The sequence below is a fragment of the Lihuaxuella thermophila genome (genome assembly GCF_900110165.1).
Classification (GTDB): domain Bacteria; phylum Bacillota; class Bacilli; order Thermoactinomycetales; family Thermoactinomycetaceae; genus Lihuaxuella; species Lihuaxuella thermophila.
Genome location: NZ_FOCQ01000001.1, coordinates 347,237 through 364,623, shown reverse-complemented (window position 1 = coordinate 364,623; position 17,387 = coordinate 347,237). Strand labels below are relative to the sequence as shown.

General features: G+C 40.6%; 14 protein-coding genes. 8 read left to right on the top strand and 6 right to left on the bottom strand.

Annotated elements, in window-relative coordinates; translation table 11 throughout:
* Positions 1–492 precede the first annotated feature (492 nt).
* The 5 genes from BMW55_RS01855 to BMW55_RS01830 form a co-directional block, all read right to left on the bottom strand.
* On the bottom strand, positions 493–1,326 hold the full coding sequence (locus BMW55_RS01855; RefSeq protein WP_211663646.1) for a hypothetical protein: 834 nt from the start codon (positions 1,324–1,326) through the stop codon (positions 493–495).
* A 2-nt stretch (positions 1,327–1,328) separates the two neighbouring features.
* Positions 1,329–2,063, bottom strand: a complete 735-nt coding sequence (locus tag BMW55_RS01850; protein WP_211663645.1) for an AAA family ATPase — start codon at positions 2,061–2,063, stop codon at positions 1,329–1,331.
* Between the two features lie 21 nt (positions 2,064–2,084).
* Positions 2,085–3,005, bottom strand: a complete 921-nt coding sequence (locus BMW55_RS01845; protein WP_139179409.1) for a radical SAM/SPASM domain-containing protein — start codon at positions 3,003–3,005, stop codon at positions 2,085–2,087.
* Between the two features lie 13 nt (positions 3,006–3,018).
* Entirely contained in the window at positions 3,019–3,567 is a 549-nt protein-coding gene (locus BMW55_RS01840) for an arylamine N-acetyltransferase family protein (protein ID WP_170839682.1), read from the bottom strand.
* 807 nt (positions 3,568–4,374) lie between these two features.
* Complete coding sequence (locus BMW55_RS01830; RefSeq protein WP_089964692.1) at positions 4,375–4,725, bottom strand: hypothetical protein; 351 nt, start codon at positions 4,723–4,725, stop codon at positions 4,375–4,377.
* A 395-nt stretch (positions 4,726–5,120) separates the two neighbouring features.
* Here BMW55_RS01830 and BMW55_RS01825 point away from each other — a divergent pair, with 395 nt between their 5' ends.
* Complete coding sequence (locus tag BMW55_RS01825; protein WP_170839681.1) at positions 5,121–6,425, top strand: helix-turn-helix domain-containing protein; 1,305 nt, start codon at positions 5,121–5,123, stop codon at positions 6,423–6,425.
* A 675-nt stretch (positions 6,426–7,100) separates the two neighbouring features.
* Positions 7,101–11,855 (top strand): DEAD/DEAH box helicase, encoded by a 4,755-nt coding sequence (locus tag BMW55_RS01820; RefSeq protein WP_089964688.1) that lies wholly within the window; start codon positions 7,101–7,103, stop codon positions 11,853–11,855.
* Positions 11,856–12,054: 199 nt separating this feature from the next.
* Here BMW55_RS01820 and BMW55_RS01815 read toward each other — a convergent pair whose 3' ends face one another.
* A complete protein-coding gene (locus tag BMW55_RS01815; protein ID WP_089964686.1) occupies positions 12,055–12,741 on the bottom strand; it encodes an N-acetylmuramoyl-L-alanine amidase in 687 nt (228 codons plus the stop codon).
* Positions 12,742–12,843: 102 nt separating this feature from the next.
* On the opposite strand from BMW55_RS01815, the gene BMW55_RS01810 reads away from it, so the two are divergent.
* The 6 genes from BMW55_RS01810 to BMW55_RS01790 all read left to right on the top strand — a co-directional run bounded on the left by BMW55_RS01810 (position 12,844) and on the right by BMW55_RS01790 (position 17,371).
* Positions 12,844–13,140: a hypothetical protein gene (locus BMW55_RS01810; RefSeq protein ID WP_089964684.1), complete on the top strand. Its 297-nt coding sequence runs from the start codon at positions 12,844–12,846 to the stop codon at positions 13,138–13,140.
* A 4-nt stretch (positions 13,141–13,144) separates the two neighbouring features.
* Positions 13,145–13,306, top strand: coding sequence for a hypothetical protein (locus tag BMW55_RS19190; RefSeq protein WP_170839680.1), 162 nt, complete (start codon positions 13,145–13,147; stop codon positions 13,304–13,306).
* A 243-nt stretch (positions 13,307–13,549) separates the two neighbouring features.
* Positions 13,550–14,890, top strand: a complete 1,341-nt coding sequence (locus tag BMW55_RS01805) for a hypothetical protein (protein ID WP_089964682.1) — start codon at positions 13,550–13,552, stop codon at positions 14,888–14,890.
* 19 nt (positions 14,891–14,909) lie between these two features.
* A complete protein-coding gene (locus BMW55_RS01800) occupies positions 14,910–16,445 on the top strand; it encodes a cell wall-binding repeat-containing protein (RefSeq protein ID WP_170839679.1) in 1,536 nt (511 codons plus the stop codon).
* Between the two features lie 186 nt (positions 16,446–16,631).
* Positions 16,632–17,021, top strand: coding sequence for a hypothetical protein (locus BMW55_RS01795; RefSeq protein WP_089964678.1), 390 nt, complete (start codon positions 16,632–16,634; stop codon positions 17,019–17,021).
* A 104-nt stretch (positions 17,022–17,125) separates the two neighbouring features.
* The gene (locus BMW55_RS01790) at positions 17,126–17,371 is read left to right on the top strand and encodes a hypothetical protein (protein WP_089964677.1); all 246 of its coding nucleotides are present in this window, start codon (positions 17,126–17,128) and stop codon (positions 17,369–17,371) included.
* The last annotated feature ends 16 nt before the right edge of the window (positions 17,372–17,387 follow it).

Below are 17,387 nucleotides of genomic sequence, written 5' to 3'. Positions count from 1 at the left end.
TCCTTCAAGCACAATGAACATCTTTTCTTCAGCAGACCACTTTCTTCTAGGCATAAGAAAAACCCCTTTCAACCCTATTCTATAATAACTTAGAGTTTGTCTGGGGTCTTATGGGGTCAGTATAGGGTTTCTAAACTGAACCGGCTCGAAAACCTGGCCTTTAGTTGTAACCATAATGGGATTGAAAGTTTGCAAAAAGAAAAAACCCCCTTTTGCAAAAGAGGGTTTTAGTTGTAACCATAATGAAAGAATTTCCCTTGAGGTATGAACGAATTGAACTCCTTTAAACATTAGATTCCAGCTGTCCACATGGATGGCTTTTTTGTTTCAATAAAACGAAAGAACCATCCAAAGAATGGCTCTTTTGTTAAGTAAGCATTTTTCGAACTTCTGTAGAAACGATTAACTTCTTATTTTGCTTCATCCCGCTCATTTTTATTCAATTTTGGTAAACAATGTTTAACCTTTGATTTTTCGTTCAAGGTAAATCATTTAGACCTTCTTCGAGAGGAGTCTGCGTGCATGACGATGAAGGGGGCCGGCAAGATCCATATAATCACCTTTATCGATCCGACGAAGAAGGCGAGTGATCACATAAAGTTGGGCGAAGACTCCTTCTGGAGTGTCGAGAATATCTTCAAAGGTTTTGTATACCCGTTCAGCAACTTCAGGAATAAGCAAACTATAACAATACAGTGTAGCAGCATCATATCCGGCTGGCGCACTTCCCCAGCCCTCCCAATCCAGAATGGTGAGTTGGGGAGACATTAAGTTTGCCCAATGAAGGTCACCGTGAGCAGTGGTCCAACGAGTCACTTTAGATTCAACGTCATCACCGTAGAACACTAAAAATCGACGGGTCACTTCGTCTTGGTCTGTGATTGTACGCTCCGTTTGCCAACTGGAGAGTATTTCCAGAGATGCCCGTAACTCTGACCACCAGAGTTCTGAAAGGTCCAGGTGCGATCTCAGCTCCTGGGTGGGTGAACAAACTTGGCCTTCAACAAAAGTCATTAGCTCCGCTCGTAATTGAATTTCCCCATCTTCCCACTCATAAACGTCAATCACATAAGGCTTTGGAATTCCTTTGAGTTGATTAGAGACAAGGTTCCCTTCCCACCAGTCCCCTTGTGCCCACCATTTTTTCTCGGAAACGACACGAAGCCAGTGTTTTTCATGCTTGCCACTCACTTTTGAGCCGATGGAACGATCATGCCAGCCGAATGTCGGATTCCCATGCAAAACAACTCGAAAATAATTAGCAGCTTTAGTTAGTGCGTCATACATGTAAGTTCTATAGTCATGCCAATCACCTGATGTATCCATTGCTAATCCTCCTCCAAAATGTGGCGCAGATAAAACGAGGGATCATTTAAGTAACGCCGCCAGTGGTCTACTAAGGAAAGTTCCCTCCATGAAACCTGCCGAATTCCTTTTTGGTCCAGTTCGAGAATTTCTGAACCGGGAATTGCTGTCAGCAGAGGAGAATGAGTAGCACAGATCACTTGTCCTCCGATACTGGCAAGTCGATGTATGATCGCAATTAAGCGCAAGCATGAAGAGAAAGACAGGGCTGCCTCCGGCTCGTCCATCAGATATAAACCAGGTTCAGAAAACATGGTATCAAGTACGGTGAGAAACCCTTCACCATGACTCATTTCAGTTATATCTTCCTTCCAATATCCTGGCATCCCTGATACAAAGGACATGAATCCAAAGGCAGTTTCAGCACGTAAAAAATAACCTTTCCTATTCCTAGGTGATATAGAACGTGTTAAACCAATGGGTGTATAGTGTAGTTGAAGCACTTCTCCAAGTGGTGTTTTAGGCCGATCATTTACATATTTTCGTCCTGCACGGCCTCCATGTGCATCAAGTCCGTATGCTTCAGCTATCGCTTCGACAATAGTTGATTTTCCTGATCCATTCTCGCCAACTAAAAAGGTGATCGGTGCAGTGAAAGTTAGCTCCTCTTCCACGATCTGCGCGACAGCCGGTACATTAAACGGCCACTCATTTTTGTTTTTTGAATTGATCTCACATGAAACACGTTCAATAATCAATCTTTCCACCTGTTTCTTTAACTATTTATAATCAGGCCAGCATCGTCTGCTCGGGGCACATGGGTTACAAGAAGGTGAGCAGCGCGGAGGACACTCAGGATTACACCTTGAATCTGGACCACATTCATCATCGTCGTCAGAAGAACCCATATACATGAAAAAGTCTTTAAGTTGCTCTCGAGCCTTTGCAACCTCTTTCCCCTCGATCAACTCAGGCAGTGATTTTTCTAATACATTCCCCAATGTCATCCATCTTGAAAATACGCAAGGCCAAACGTCACCAGACGGAGAAACTGCCAGAACACCATCTGCACATTTTCCACAAAGCTGATCTGGTCCTGGCTGAAAATCTCGAACTCCTCTACCCACTTGCCGTAGTTTATCATATCCTATTTTATTTTCATCCACACCCAAGTCAATGAGAACCTGTTTCGCCTGGTCTACCCGCTGCCCTTCTTGAACTCCAATAATTCCCACTCTTAGAGGTATATCCCGACGAACAGCCTCATCAATCGAAGCTTTGGTTAATTCAAAGCTCTTCCGGTTCGTAATGGCCGCATGCTCATTCGCATCATCAGAGTACCAACTGGTGGCTAGTGACACTCCAGTTTCAGAAAAAAGATTCCATAGAGACGGAGTGATATGAACTAAGTTAGAAAACACTTCAACCTCAATCCCATTTTTCACAGCCAACTTCAACAGATCTGGAAAGTCTGGATGCAAGGTAGGTTCTCCCCCGATAAACTGCAACGATTCCACACCCAACCCCGCTGCATCCTCAATAATTCTGGACCAATCATCCTTCGTCATTTGACCATGTGTTCCTGTAGGGCCACTAGCGGCATAGCAGTGTGTACACTCTAACTGGCAACGTCCCGTAATTTCTAACCACAAAAAATTTAATGGCTTTTGTTCAGTAGATCCAACATGATGCTTAAGCACTATTTTCCCTCCCTTAAGTGATCAAAACAAGATGCTTGGGGATCTGAATCCTGCGAACAATATCATCTTCAATGATGGTTAACTTATTGTTATAAAGGCTTATAAACCCATTTTTCAAATGCTTTCTTAACATGAGATTGGCTTTATAAGCATTCGGATTGTCTGCGAGCCATCGATATGTCTGTTCAAAATCCTTCAATTGTCTTTGTTTTAAATCAAAGCTGTATCTGGTTCTCCATCGATCCTTTTTTCTTTGTTGTAACAGAAATCTGTCAGGGTAGATCTCATCTGTGATCACCCTGTAATCGCCACTCATATCCTTTAAAACATCTCCATTTAATGGGATGGGGCGTCTGAAGAAAAATTCCCCAAATCCTACATCGACAAGATATGGTTGCTCCAACTCTACAACAACCGCCATATGATCAAAATCAAATCGGGATAGATATCCGGAGATTAAAGTACACTTGAATCCTAGTTCCATAAATAACCAATAAAGCGAGTAGTTTAAGTGGTAGCAAGATCCTCCGGCTGATTCCGAAATAGTTTTTTTAACAAGCAATTCCGGGTCATCAAATGTAATCCACTCATCCCCGAATTTGAATAATTGAGATTTTGGTAAGGCAACGAAAATAGATGTTGTTTTTGAATAGTGGCTATCCCGTCATAATCTAAAAAAATCTTGGAACGATCTAAGTTCAAGATCTTTAAATATTGATCTAGGAGCATTACCGTTCTCCTTCTTTTATGGTAAAAAGGCCCGTCGGCTTCCCAACGGGTTACATCTTAAACGGGAATTAGACCATTGAAGTTCAAAAGAAACAGACTTTAGGAGGTTGCAAAAGGTATAGGGAATTTGCACCGACTTACTTGATCAATACTTAAATGGCGAATAGACTTATGAAACGCCCCGCCCAAAGCATCTGGGCAATGGACAGGACGTTACAAAGTTAAGTATAATGGGGTTGGGATAGATTAATCATCGAGAAGCCTCTTACCTGAGAATGAGGTTTCTTTTTTTATGTTCCAGGCGGCTCAGTGTGTTGGTTGATGATTACCATTCCTATCACCTCCTTTCAATGATTATCTCATTCCTCGAATCCGTAAAATAGCTAGTGTCATAGCTTGGTATTCCAATGCTTCGCTTGATTGCGATTCTTTTAGACCCCGCTTTTCTCTACATAACTTACAAACGATCGTTTCCCCACCTGGTAAATCAACCAGGGCGCAGTCCCTTCTATCACGGAAATTCAAGCAAACCTGACAGAATGCCACTAGTGTTGTAAGACTCGGATGCGGTCCTTTCATGATCATGTCTCTGAGTTCTTCTTCGACCTTATAAGATAGATGTTTGATAAACTCTTCCTGTTTACTGATTTCCGACATCTTGCATCCCCTTTTCTTCGGATGCAATTTTGGGCAAGAAATTGGTTACTTTCCCAACAACTTGAATAATATTCCCTACTCGGATCACCTTGCCATAATCCAAAAAGAAATCTAGTTCATCACCATCGGTATCAAGTTTGATGTTTAAAGGCTTTCCGATCTCAGATAAGTGCGTATACCGGAATTGACAATATGAGACTACGTTGTTGCTGTCAATGATGTCCTCCATATACGGCATTGATTGAGCAATTACGTTGTATTGAGGATCATTTTTAATATCTCTGATGAAAGCGTTTACTTCATTTCTAGGACCTTCAATCCTGAGCGTCAACATGAAACTCACCTCTCGCTTAACTTTGATCGCTAATCAGTAATACAGACGACACATTTATGTTTGTAAAACTGCAAGGAAACCTTTAACTTTTATATAGCAGTCAGAACTATTGACTTTTTGGTTCGTAACGGTATCATCGTTTGAACCAGTCCCTTGTTGATTATTTGCTAGGATAGTCCCATTTTATAATTTTCTAAAAAATAATGCAAATATCCTCAAATTTAATAATTTAGGTGCATTTTTTTGAAGAAACAAATTAAATCTTTGTTACTCTATTTAATTACCTCTTAATTTAAATTCAATGTTTTAAATTTGGATACTCTTTGATAAATTCACTCAAAAACAATGACAAATTTAACGAAAAAAATTATTATTAAACTCAGGAGGTGATGATATTGATAACTAACCACAAAGAATTGGGTAGTGCCTTGCGACGTATCAGAAAAACAAAAAAGCTACGTCTGGAGGATTTAGCCGATGAGAACATATCTACTGGCACTATAAGTTTCATTGAACGTGGATTTGAGACTGTCAAGGAAGGTAAATGGCTTTACTTGTGTAAAAAGCTTGGGGTTGATCTCTTAGAGATCCCTGGATTGATTGAGCACGAACGCAGGAAAACAACTAACCTGCAAAATGAGTTAACGCTTATTGAGTCACGGATCGACCTGGGGTATTCCAAAAAGTCGTTAAAAGAACTAAACCAATTGGCCATTAAAACTGATGGTATGTATATGGAAACTATACACTACCTTAAGGCTCGATGTTATTACAGCAAAGAAAGCTGGAAAAAAGCTAAAAACAACTTTGAACTAGCTATACAGATAGTGGATGAATCAAATTCATCGAAATCAAACATTAAGGCGGCATGTTTTAAGGACTTAGCGAGGATTAGCTTCTTCCAGGACAATGATCTTAACCAAGCACTAAAGTACACAGAAGAAGGTATTTCCGCTTATCAACCTGACGGAGACAGAAAAGACATAATTTACTTTCTGTTGACTGGAAAAGTTTCATACCTAGAAAAACTGAAGAGGTATGACGAAGCATTGCAAGTATTAATCGAGTTATGGCAGTCCATTGATAAAATCAAAAACCTAGAAGTCATTCTAAATATGTACGAGATTCGAGCTTCAATTCTCAACAAAAAGCGTCAATATCCCGAGGCTTTAAAATATGCAATAGAAGGCTACAAGATAGCATCCTCGAATCAAAAGTACGAGAGATCCATCGAGCTCTTAACTACTTGGGGCGACATCTGCAAAAACTCTAAAGATTATTCAACTGCCGAACAATGTTACACTTTGGCCCTTGAATTGGAAGATAACATCAAAAAGAAGTATTTACTAGTTTCTACCTACACCCAATTGGGGAGACTATACATTGAGCAGAAAGATTGGGATAAAGCCCATGCTACACTTGAAACAGCCGTTGAACAAGGCTTAAAAGCTGGGGATATGCAAAGGTACACACAAGCACTTACTGCCACAGGTGACTATTATTTAGCACGTGAGATGTATTCAGAAGCCGTAATACCATATGAAAAAGCGAATGAACTCTCCAAAAAGCATGAGTTTCATGGACTTAGAAGGGAAATATTAGTGAACATGTCTGAATGTTGGAAGCAGTTAAACCATACAGAAAAATACCTTGAAACAATGAATCAACTTCAAGTATTATTACGACTAGGAGGTGTCTAACACATGAAAAGATTTGAATCTGACCCGCCAAAACCAAGCAAGGTATTAGAGAGTGATCCGCCGAAACCTTTGGAAAGTGATCCTCCGAAAAACATCTAAATTTGAGTGACTAAAACCAGGTATTATGGCCTGGTTTTATTGTTTTTCGTGATAAAGGACTCTCTAACAACTCCAATTGGAAATAGTTGCTCATTTAATAAAAAATGACATTGAAGTCACGTGCCTTCTGGTGGTGCAGGCGTCGTTAACTGTTGACGGTATATTTAACACGATAATAATATATATTGGACAAAGTAAATAGAATGAACATTTGCTTTTTGTGCCTACATTTTTTTGGAATTTTGCATTTTGGGGTTCCTTTATCTAGCCAACTACGATTTATTAAAAAAGTAGGTCAACGGTAGGAAATCGACATGAAAGATACGAATAAGTTAAATTTCAAGTTTAGTATCTCTATTCTTCTCCTTCGCTGGGGTCAATTCAACCGAAACAAGAATCAGTTCGGAGTTACGACGAGCATCCTACCTAGATTCTGTTTGTGAATGTGTACCCAAATAGCAACAGTAGTAGCCAGAACCAAGAGGTCGAGAACAGAGAATAGGGACTATAGAAGCGATAAAATGATTCGCTAGTAAATTACACTTTTCAATCGGCATATAACGGGAGGAGTATTTCATGAATACCATCTACGATATTCTCGACCAATTGCGCCAAGTAGCCAGAAACACCCGGGAACAAGGCGACTTATTTGAACGTTTGATGGCCTCATTTCTGCGTATTGATCCCCAATACAAGCAACTCTTTTCTCAAGTTTGGCGGTGGATGGATTGGCCAGGTCGGGATGGGCGAGTAGATACCGGTATTGATCTCGTGGCGGAAGAAGCTGGAACGGGAGAGATCTGGGCCATCCAGTGCAAGTTCTATGAGCCTGGTCACAAAATCCAAAAAGGCGAGCTTGACTCCTTTTTCACCGAATCAGGAAAAAATCCTTTCCACAAGAGAATGATCATCGCCACCGCCCCCATGAGCAAGCATGCAGAAGATGCTTGTCACGATCAACAAATTCCCGTGACCATTCTCGACATGGAGGCTTTGGAAAAAAGCCCGATTGACTGGAGCCGCTTTTCTTGGAGTTCACCGGAAGAATTGCGTCCTCGTCAAAAGAAGACGCTCCGACCACACCAAGAGACAGCCATTTCTGATGTGATCGTCGGATTTGAAACCCATGACCGCGGCAAACTGATCATGGCTTGCGGCACTGGTAAAACCTTTACTTCCTTGAAGCTGACCGAAAGAATGGTTCCAACTGGGGGACTTGTTCTTTTCCTTGTTCCTTCTATTGCTTTACTCTCTCAAACCTTGCGGGAATGGACTGCCGAATCTGAAATTCCTTTGCGTTCCTTTGCAGTCTGTTCTGATAAGAAGGTTGGCAAAAAGGAAGGTGAAGACCTGCGGGCATCAGATCTCGCTTACCCTGCCACCACGGATCCTGATCGGCTCGTTTCTGAAGTCATAAAGGGACTGGGTAATGATGTACTCACCGTTATTTTCTCTACATACCAGTCGATTGACGTGGTTTCAGAGGCACAAAAAGCAGGTTTGCCCTCATTCGATCTGGTGATCTGTGATGAAGCACATCGTACGACGGGTGTGGTGCGTGGAGGTGAAGCTTCTTACTTCACCAAAGTCCATGAGGACAGTTTCCTTCGGGCCAAGAAACGGCTCTACATGACCGCGACTCCGCGGATCTATACGGATGCTAGCAAGTCCAAGGCAAAAGATGCGAATGTACCACTTTACTCAATGGATAATGAAGAAAAATACGGACCGGAATTTCACCGTCTGAACTTCTCCAAAGCAGTCGAATCTGGAATCTTATCCGATTACAAAGTAATTGTTCTGGCAGTGGATGAACAGCACATTCTGCACCATCTTGGGCACAAAATTCACGACAAGGATGATGAAGTCACACTCGACGACGCAGCAAAAATTGTAGGTTGTTGGAATGCCCTCTCCAAACGTTTGATGGAGAACGAAACGGATCAGGCTGTTGATCCCATGCCGATGCACCGTGCAGTGGCCTTTTCCAATTCCATCAAAAACTCGAAAAGAGTGACGGAACTCTTTGCCCGTACCATCGAGGAATATTGTCGTTCTCTTCCTGGGGATACTGAGAATCTTCTCGTCTGCGAGGTCAACCATGTCGACGGTACCCACAACATTGTAGAACGTAACAGCAAGCTGCAGTGGCTTAAAGAAAACGCCGGCGACAACACCTGCCGAATCCTCAGTAATGCCCGTTGTCTCACGGAAGGTGTCGATGTACCATCTCTTGATGCAGTGATTTTCCTTAACCCACGAGATTCTCAGGTAGATGTGGTCCAAGCTGTAGGCCGAGTTATGCGTAAAGCGCCTGGCAAGCAATACGGTTATGTGATTCTACCCATTGCGGTTTCGTCAGAGGATTCACCTGAGGAAGCACTCAACAAGAACCAAAACTATCGTGTGGTCTGGGAAGTCCTGAATGCGCTGCGAGCTCATGATGACCGTTTCAATGATCTTGTCAACAAACTAGAACTGAATAAAAGGAAACCTGACAAGATCCAAGTGATTGGCGTAGGCGGCGGTGGCAAGGAAGGCAAAGATGGAGAACAAGAGGAAAAGCAGCAGCATGAACAACTTACATTAGGCTTCGAGAAAATTAAGGAATGGCGCGATGTCATTTATGCAAAGATTGTTCAAAAGTGCGGGGAACGTCGTTATTGGGAAAATTGGGCCAAGGATGTCGCGGAAATTGCCGAGCGCCATAATACGCATATCCGCACGATTCTGGACAGCTCTGATCCCAAAGCAAAAGAAGCACAACAAGCCTTTGCTGATTTCCTGAAAGGGTTGCAGAGGAATATAAACGAAAGCATAGGGCAAGAAGAAGCTATTGAGATGTTGGCCCAGCATCTTGTGACCAAACCTGTTTTCGATGCGCTCTTCGAGAATTATGCTTTCAGTAGCCACAACCCTGTTTCTCAAACCATGCAGAAAGTACTGGACGTCTTGGAGGAACACGCTCTCTGGAAAGAAACCGAATCTCTGGAGGATTTCTATAAAAACGTCCGGAAACGGGCCAGTGGAATCGACAACGCAGAAGGTAAGCAGAAGATTATCATTGAACTATATGACAAGTTCTTCCGAACTGCCTTCCCGAAAATGGCTGAACGGTTAGGAATTGTTTATACTCCGACAGAAGTGGTCGATTTCATCCTCAAAAGTGCAGACGACGTTCTTCAGGAAGAGTTCGGGATCCGTTTGAGCGATAAAGGTGTGCATATCCTTGATCCTTTCACCGGGACAGGAACATTCATCGTACGTTTGCTTCAAAGTGGCCTGATCCAGCCCGAGGATCTTGTGCGAAAGTACCGGGAAGAGTTACATGCCAATGAGATTGTGCTGCTTCCTTATTACATCGCTGCTATCAATATTGAGGAAGCATTCCATCGCCTGTCCGGACAAGACTATGAGCCGTTCCCCGGGATCGTATTGACAGATACGTTCCAGTTGGGGGAAGACAATGATTCTGTATCAACAGAATCTCTGTTTCCAGAGAACAATGAACGAATCGCAAGACAAAAACAACAAGAAATCCGGGTCATTGTCGGGAATCCTCCGTATTCCGTTGGACAAGGCAGCCAAAATGATAATAATCAAAACTTAAGTTATTACCATCTCGAAAAACGGATAATGGAGACTTATGCGGCAGAGTCCAAAGCAGTATCGAAAAAAGCTCTTTACGACTCTTATATCCTAGCCATTCGATGGGCCAGCGACCGCATTGGCGATCAGGGCGTGATTGCCTTTGTCACTAATGGATCGTTCATTGACAGCAATACGACAGATGGCCTTCGTAAGTGCTTGGCTGAAGAGTTTACAGCGATTTATTGTTTCAATCTGCGTGGGAACCAACGAACATCAGGTGAACAATCCAGAAAGGAAGGTGGAAAAATTTTTGGGTCTGGTAGCCGCGCTCCTATCGCTATTACCGTACTGGTCAAGAACCCTGCCAAAAAGGGATCCTGTGTCATCCGATATCACGACATTGGTGATTACCTCAGCCGCGAACAAAAGCTGAACATCATCCGTCAGGCAAGTAGTGTCAAAGGGTTAAACTGGACCATAATACAACCAAATAAAGAAAATGACTGGATCAATCAACGTAGTGATGACTTCCTAAAACTAATTCCACTGAGGCCCCAAACGGAAAATGAGTTTTCAATCTTTGACTCTAACTCTACTTCAACTGGAGTGGTAACTAGCCGTGACAGTTGGACGTATAACTTTTCCCACACGGCACTCCAGAACAACATGAAGGCAATGATTGATTTTTACAATCGTCAAGTGGATGAGTTTATCTCGTTAGGAAAAGCTGATCCTACAATGAACGATGTAAATGACTTTATCGATACTGATCCTCGCAAGATCAGTTGGTCAAGAGCTCTAAAACAAAACCTACGGCGCGGAAAGAAACATCCCTATGATGAAAGCAGTATTATTCCAGCGATGTACAGGCCTTTCTGCAAACAATGGCTATATTTTAGCCGTGCCTTTAATGAAGTAGTTAGCAAGATGCCAGATCTATTCCCAAACCCGTCAATGAAGAACAGGGTGATTACTGTAACAGGTATTGGAGCCAGTAAAGACTTTTCTGTTCTCATGACTGATTCAATCCCAAATTTCCATTTTCTTGACACAGGCCAATGTTTTCCGCTCCATTTCTACGACCAACCCGGTGGCTTGTTTGGGCATGACCAATACATTCGCCGTGACTCAATCTCAGATTGGGCACTAAAGGAGTTCCGCAAACATTACAATGATGAAGTACACAAAGAAGACATCTTCTATTACGTTTATGGCGTGTTACATTCTCCGGAATATAAGGAGCGTTTTGCACCTGATCTAAAGAAGATGCTTCCGCGGATCCCGTTGGTACCTTCCGCAGAGAGGTTTTGGTCCTTCAGTCGTGCAGGTAGAGAACTCGCCGATTTGCATCTTAACTACGAAACTGTGGATCCCTGGCCGCTCAATGAGATCCACGATGGCAATTTGCAAACGGACGATTTTTATCGAGTCGAGAAAATGCGTTTTGCCAAAGGGCAAGGCGGTAAGCCGGACAAGACCACCATCATCTACAATGCAAACATCACTCTTTCCGGGATCCCACTTGAAGCCTATAATTATGTGGTTAATGGCAAGCCAGCGATTGAATGGATCATGGACCGATATCAAGTTAAGACAGACAAGGACAGTGGCATCGTCAACGATCCAAACCAATGGTCCGAAGATGCCCGTTATATCGTGGATCTCGTTAAGCGTATTGTGCGTGTGAGCATGGAAACGTTAAGGATTTTAAAAAGTTTACCTGAGCTGGACTTGGCTTGAAGATAGTCGCGTCAGCTTTCAACGTTCTGTACATCTCTGAGTCGCAAGCGTGAAAATCGCAACGTGATTGCTAACATAGTTAATAAATGAGATAAACCCCCAACATCAAAGCGATGTTGGGGGTTATCTTTGTAAAAGCTTGATCTTTGGTCAATTTTCCTTAATAGCCAGCCGATAAAAAAACTGGCAGGCTTTATCGTTATTTATTATCAGGAAACATCTTGTTTAAAGCATTTTGTAAATTCCTTAGATCGAAGTCTCTCCTCAGAATTAATACGCATTGTGCATGTGCCCTCATCGCCCATTCAAGATGAGGAAGAAACTCCTCTGGATGCCGGGTGCTTCGCCGTCCCTCTAACTCATTCCCCTTCAAATAACTCATATCGTATATGCTCTCAATTTCCTGTTCAGGTGGAGGAGTAGTTACTTTACGTCTCAATCCGAACGCCGCCGCAATCCCCTTCGCATGGGCTACGCCTAATGCCTGGATAAAGCTGGCTTGTTTCAAGTCATCCGCGTTGCTACCGGTATCAATAAATCCGTTTTCTGTTAATAGAGCTGGCATCCGTGTATTCTTGATTACATAGAAGCCGGCAGTTTTTTGCCCACGATCCTTCCAGCCGCGAGACTTCGTTACAGCTACTACTGAAGCATGAATGTCATCCTGGGCTTCCCGGGATTTTACGGACGCGCTGCGGTAAACATAAGCTGGGGAGGTGAGTGATGCGAGATTCATTGTTTCTCGATATGACTGGGATAACATCACAACTGGAAGTACCTTTACAGCTACACCAGAACAAAAAATAACAATTGAACATGGGCTCAATGTTACAGGGCCTGGAATCCACTGTTGAATAGCTATGCAATAGGCTATCACTCGGTTCATGATCAGTTTGAATCTTATTTAGCAAATCCACAAAACAGGATCCATAAACCAAACGAGTAGGCGCATAGGCGTTTTTTTATTGCCGTAGAAAGGGGTGAAGTCATGGCAGACAACGGAGTAACAATCTCACCAAAAGAGATGTATGATCTGATCCAAGAGGCAATGAAAAGTCTGCAACGGATCGAGTCCCGGTTGGAGGTACTTGAATCAAAAATGGAATCTGCTAATAAAGTGGATGAGCGCAGCCAGGAGGCTTTGGATAAAGCGGAAGATGCTTTGGCACTAGCCGAAAGAATAGAACATCGCATATGGTGGGTTGCAGGGGTAATCATAGCAGAAATTATCGTAGGCGCTATTACAGCGCTTTTTTATTTTGCCCAGAGAGGATTAGGAGGTTGATAAAATGATAACTTTTGATGTGGCTTTAGTTCCGATCATCACTGGTATTGTCCAATTAGCGAAATTATCGGGGTACTATTACGGTGTACTAAGAAACAAGATCGTGGCAATGATCCGCGAAATTAACATGGCAGTGGTTCGTCAGCTTTGGTATGCAACGGAATAGTCAGATTTAATTAGATGGCAAAAGCAATAAAACCAGGTACGCGACCTTATTTCACAAAAATTAGACATTTTTTTGGCGGTTCGCTATCAGCGCCAAAGCGGGAAGAGTGCTAGTTTGTCGAAAATATTAAATAAATTATAAGATTTATTTTTATTTTAAATTAATTGACTATATAAATAATATTAATTATAATATATCTTGTATTAGATATATGCAAATATCTTTTCTGGGAGGTAGTGAGTATTGATTTTGAAAAAGAGTTTTAAAATCCTTGCTGTATTTTCTGTGTTAGTAGTTTTTAGTTTTTTTTCTGTAACTAATCTTAGTCTTGCTGATGAAAAATTAAAACCGGAGGTGAAGGCTAGCACTAATTCGGTAGAAATTTATTTTAATCTAATAGGAGACCAGTTTGAAGTGCTAAAAGGTGATAAACTAATAAAGAAAGGTAAAGTAAATAAGCCTATTATAAATAGTTTAACCACGGTAAATAGAGATAAAATAGTATTAAATAATCTTGATAGCAATACTCCTCAACGTTTTAAAGTAAAAGCTATTAAAGATAATAAAGAAATAGAGGGGGTTATTATTGAAACCTCGACATTACGATCTGAAAAAGATAAAGAACCAATAAAAAATAGCCCTCTAAAAGATTCACATCTTACGACTATTATCAAGAAAAATGAGGTTAACTTAACTTGGGCAGGAGTCCCAGATGACGACAATGTATATGAAATATACAGAAATGGAAAGTTGGTAAATACAGTAAAAGGAAATACATATGTCGACAATACCGTATTTCCTAATAAAAAATATTTATATGAGATTGTAGGAAAGACGAGAATTAGTAACGACGAAATTAAACAAAAGGAGAAAAAATTAAGAGAAAATAAAATTTCCTATAACAAAAAAGATGAAGAAGACCTTTTTTATGTAAGTAATCGAGTATATAAAAATGTAGATACATCAGGTGAATATTCTACGGCGGCCGCCCCCCCGAGTGGATATGGTCACTTGTTGAGATACCAAATTTTCATCCCTGACCCAAAAGCTGCTAATCTTTCAGCATCAGCATATAAGTGGCCATTTTTCAAAGGTGACAACAGATATAAATATGATTGGTACAGTAACAAATATAGAACAAGAGTAGATGTTTATGCACTTTTTAACTATAACCCAGCAAAAGTTGTAATTCGAAAAAGTGTTAACCCCACTGTGGCATACGATTGGCATATGAGAGAGGCAAAAAGACAACCGGCCGATCTATCTAATGTCAAACTAACAGCAAGTGGAGGCGGAAGTGATTCTGGAGGAAGGTATGCAAATATTGGAGTGAGCCATGCTGTATGTGATCCTTTAGTAGAACCTAAAAGTGGCTGTCCCGCAGTAGATTATTGGTACAAAGCAAAAGTTTATGAAAATGGTAATGTGAGCGCAATAGGTTCTCACGATCAAGCTCCTTCCCATGAACTTTGGATGATAAATTACCCTGGAGATTTTGATGTACCTCTTCATACATTCTGGAATAAAGGATTAATAAGACTTATATCGATTTACCCCTCAGTAAATTGGTCATACTCATACTAACATGAAAGGATGTAATCACTTGTTAAGAGGTCTTAAAAAAACAATTGGGATTGTATTGGTTGGGTTAATGTTATTTATGGTACACTACAACTATGTTTCTGCTGAAACTACTTCAGTCACTTATTCTGGTAGTATAGACGGAAAAGCCATGCATACTTATATATTTAGTACTTCGGCAGAAGGTACCGTAACTATTGAAGATTTAGGAACTTCTAGTTCCTTAATTAGTTATCGTTTGGAATCAGAAGATGCACAAACATCATATGTAAGTGGTGATGTATTACCGGAAGGAAAATATATATTTAAGGTTAATTCAGAAGATACTACTTCAGGAAATTATAGCTATAGAATTAGTGGTGTCCCCTTTATCGGAACACCTGATAACACCTTACCAACCTTAAATGTAACTAACCCAACAGCCCCTTTAACTAGATTGAGCAAAGGTACTACAACTATGAATGTCACTGGTTCTACCAATGGAACGACTGCGAGTGTCTCTGTTAACAAAAATAATTACTCTATCTCAGGAAGCTTTACAAAAAGTGCAAGTTTAAGGTTCGGTTCAAATGCTATTAACTTTAAAGCTACTAATGCAAACGGTAATTCCATATTACAAAGTCATGAAGTGATTTCGCCAGGCTATAAACGACTAGCTGGAGCAGATCGTTTTGGAACATCTGTTGCTATCAGTCAAGAAGTTATTTCTTTTTTTGGATTGGAAGATAATGAAAAAACAATAGTTTTGGCCAATGCTTATAATTTTCCAGACGCTTTAGCCGGTGCTACAATAGCAACCAAAGAAAGTGCCCCCATTTTATTAACTTCAGCAGATACGTTAAATACCAATGTAAAAACGGAAATACAAAGAATTAGCCCAGTAAAAGCAATTATACTTGGGGGAACTGGAGCAATTTCTACTACAGTTGAAAATGAATTGAAAGCAATGGGAATAACAACTGTAGAAAGAATAGATGGAATCAATAGATATGAAGTAGCTACAAATATTGCACAGAAAATCGTAACTCCCGATACTGATACAGCAATTATTGTAACTGGAAAGGATTTTCCAGATGGTTTAGCAGTTGCATCTATTGCAGGGCAACTCCAAATCCCTTTATTATTAACAAAATCAACAACTCTTTCCAGTGAGGTATCGACATTTCTACTAAATAATCCTCAAATTAAACACTTTGTAATTGTAGGTGGAACTGTATCTAGTACAGTAGAAACTCAATTGCAAACTTACGGAACAGTTGATCGGGTTGCTGGGGACAATCGATATCAAACAGCTACATTGACGGCGGATTATTTCAATATTACTCCTGATACTGTTACTATTGCCAATGGGCAGGACTTTCCAGACGCTTTATCAGGAACAGTATTAACAGCCCTTTTAAAAGGTCCTGTTTTATTGACACCTCCTACTTCGACGTCCGTTGATTTACAAAACTATTTTGAGAAGCATACGTTAGATATAGATAATATGTATGTTCTAGGTGGAACGGGTGCTGTTTCAGATACAACAGTTCAGACATTGAATCAATATATACAGTAAAATTTTCTGTCTTAAAAAATGTCGCTAAAAAATTAATTAACAATGGAGACATCTCCCTGACATAGCCGGTTTAAAATAAAACCGGCTATTGTCGGCTTTTATGCCGTTTAAATCTTTAATGCTACTCATGGTTTGGTCATCAAGTAATGTACCCAGACGATTATTCAAGGAAAAGGAGAAATTAATATGAGGAGTCTTCCGAGAAAGTTGTTTAGTGCTTTAATTACTTGGCTTATTTTTCTTAGTTTCAATGTTTTAAATGGGCTAATAAACTCCTTTCATAAGGAAGATATTATCTTTTTTACAATAATTACAGGTTTTTTCTCATTTTTAGGTATTTTTGGGTATGGGGTAGTATCATCTATTTGTATTGATTTTGTAGTAGACAGATATATTAAAAAATGGTCCTCGTTTCTTAAAGGAGTACTCTATATTTTATTTGGCATGATTGGTAATGCAATTTTCATGAATGATCTTTCTCGGTTTTTAGAGTTTCCATCTTTACCAGTAATTATTGCAATTATTTTTTTTGTTATAGATGAAGTATTAATGAAGTTTAAAAAAAAGAATAAATAGTAATGTCAGGCGTGTTGATTAGCCATCAATAGGAAGAAAAAAGGAAAAGACACCTCTTTGTTTAAAGGTTAAGTTGCCCACAAAACCAGAAAAGAGGTGTCTTTATGAAACAAGTTAACACTCTTTTCCGATCTTTACAATCATTTATTTGCAGGAAAGAGATTTCTGAAATACTAGAAATGGTAGATTATCGAGACCCAGCGCGAAAGTTTACAGTTCAGGAATTGTTGAAGTATTGGATCGCTTCCTCCATAGAAAAATGGAGTGGTTTTCGGGATAGCGAGGACAAAATGAAATCACATACGGATCTCGTAGCAGTAGATTATTCCACGCTTTCGAAGAAAGCGTAAGAAGTTCCTTATTCGT

Excerpts from the sequence above, each read along its gene's own strand:
- BMW55_RS01855 (WP_211663646.1), bottom strand. The coding sequence starts at position 1,326 with ATGGATACATCAGGTGATTGGCATGACTATAGAACTTACATGTATGAC.
- BMW55_RS01830 (WP_089964692.1), bottom strand. The coding sequence starts at position 4,725 with ATGTTGACGCTCAGGATTGAAGGTCCTAGAAATGAAGTAAACGCTTTC.
- BMW55_RS01820 (WP_089964688.1), top strand. The coding sequence starts at position 7,101 with ATGAATACCATCTACGATATTCTCGACCAATTGCGCCAAGTAGCCAGA.
- BMW55_RS01815 (WP_089964686.1), bottom strand. The coding sequence starts at position 12,741 with ATGAACCGAGTGATAGCCTATTGCATAGCTATTCAACAGTGGATTCCA.
- BMW55_RS01810 (WP_089964684.1), top strand. The coding sequence starts at position 12,844 with ATGGCAGACAACGGAGTAACAATCTCACCAAAAGAGATGTATGATCTG.
- BMW55_RS19190 (WP_170839680.1), top strand. The coding sequence starts at position 13,145 with ATGATAACTTTTGATGTGGCTTTAGTTCCGATCATCACTGGTATTGTC.
- BMW55_RS01795 (WP_089964678.1), top strand. The coding sequence starts at position 16,632 with ATGAGGAGTCTTCCGAGAAAGTTGTTTAGTGCTTTAATTACTTGGCTT.
- BMW55_RS01790 (WP_089964677.1), top strand. The coding sequence starts at position 17,126 with ATGAAACAAGTTAACACTCTTTTCCGATCTTTACAATCATTTATTTGC.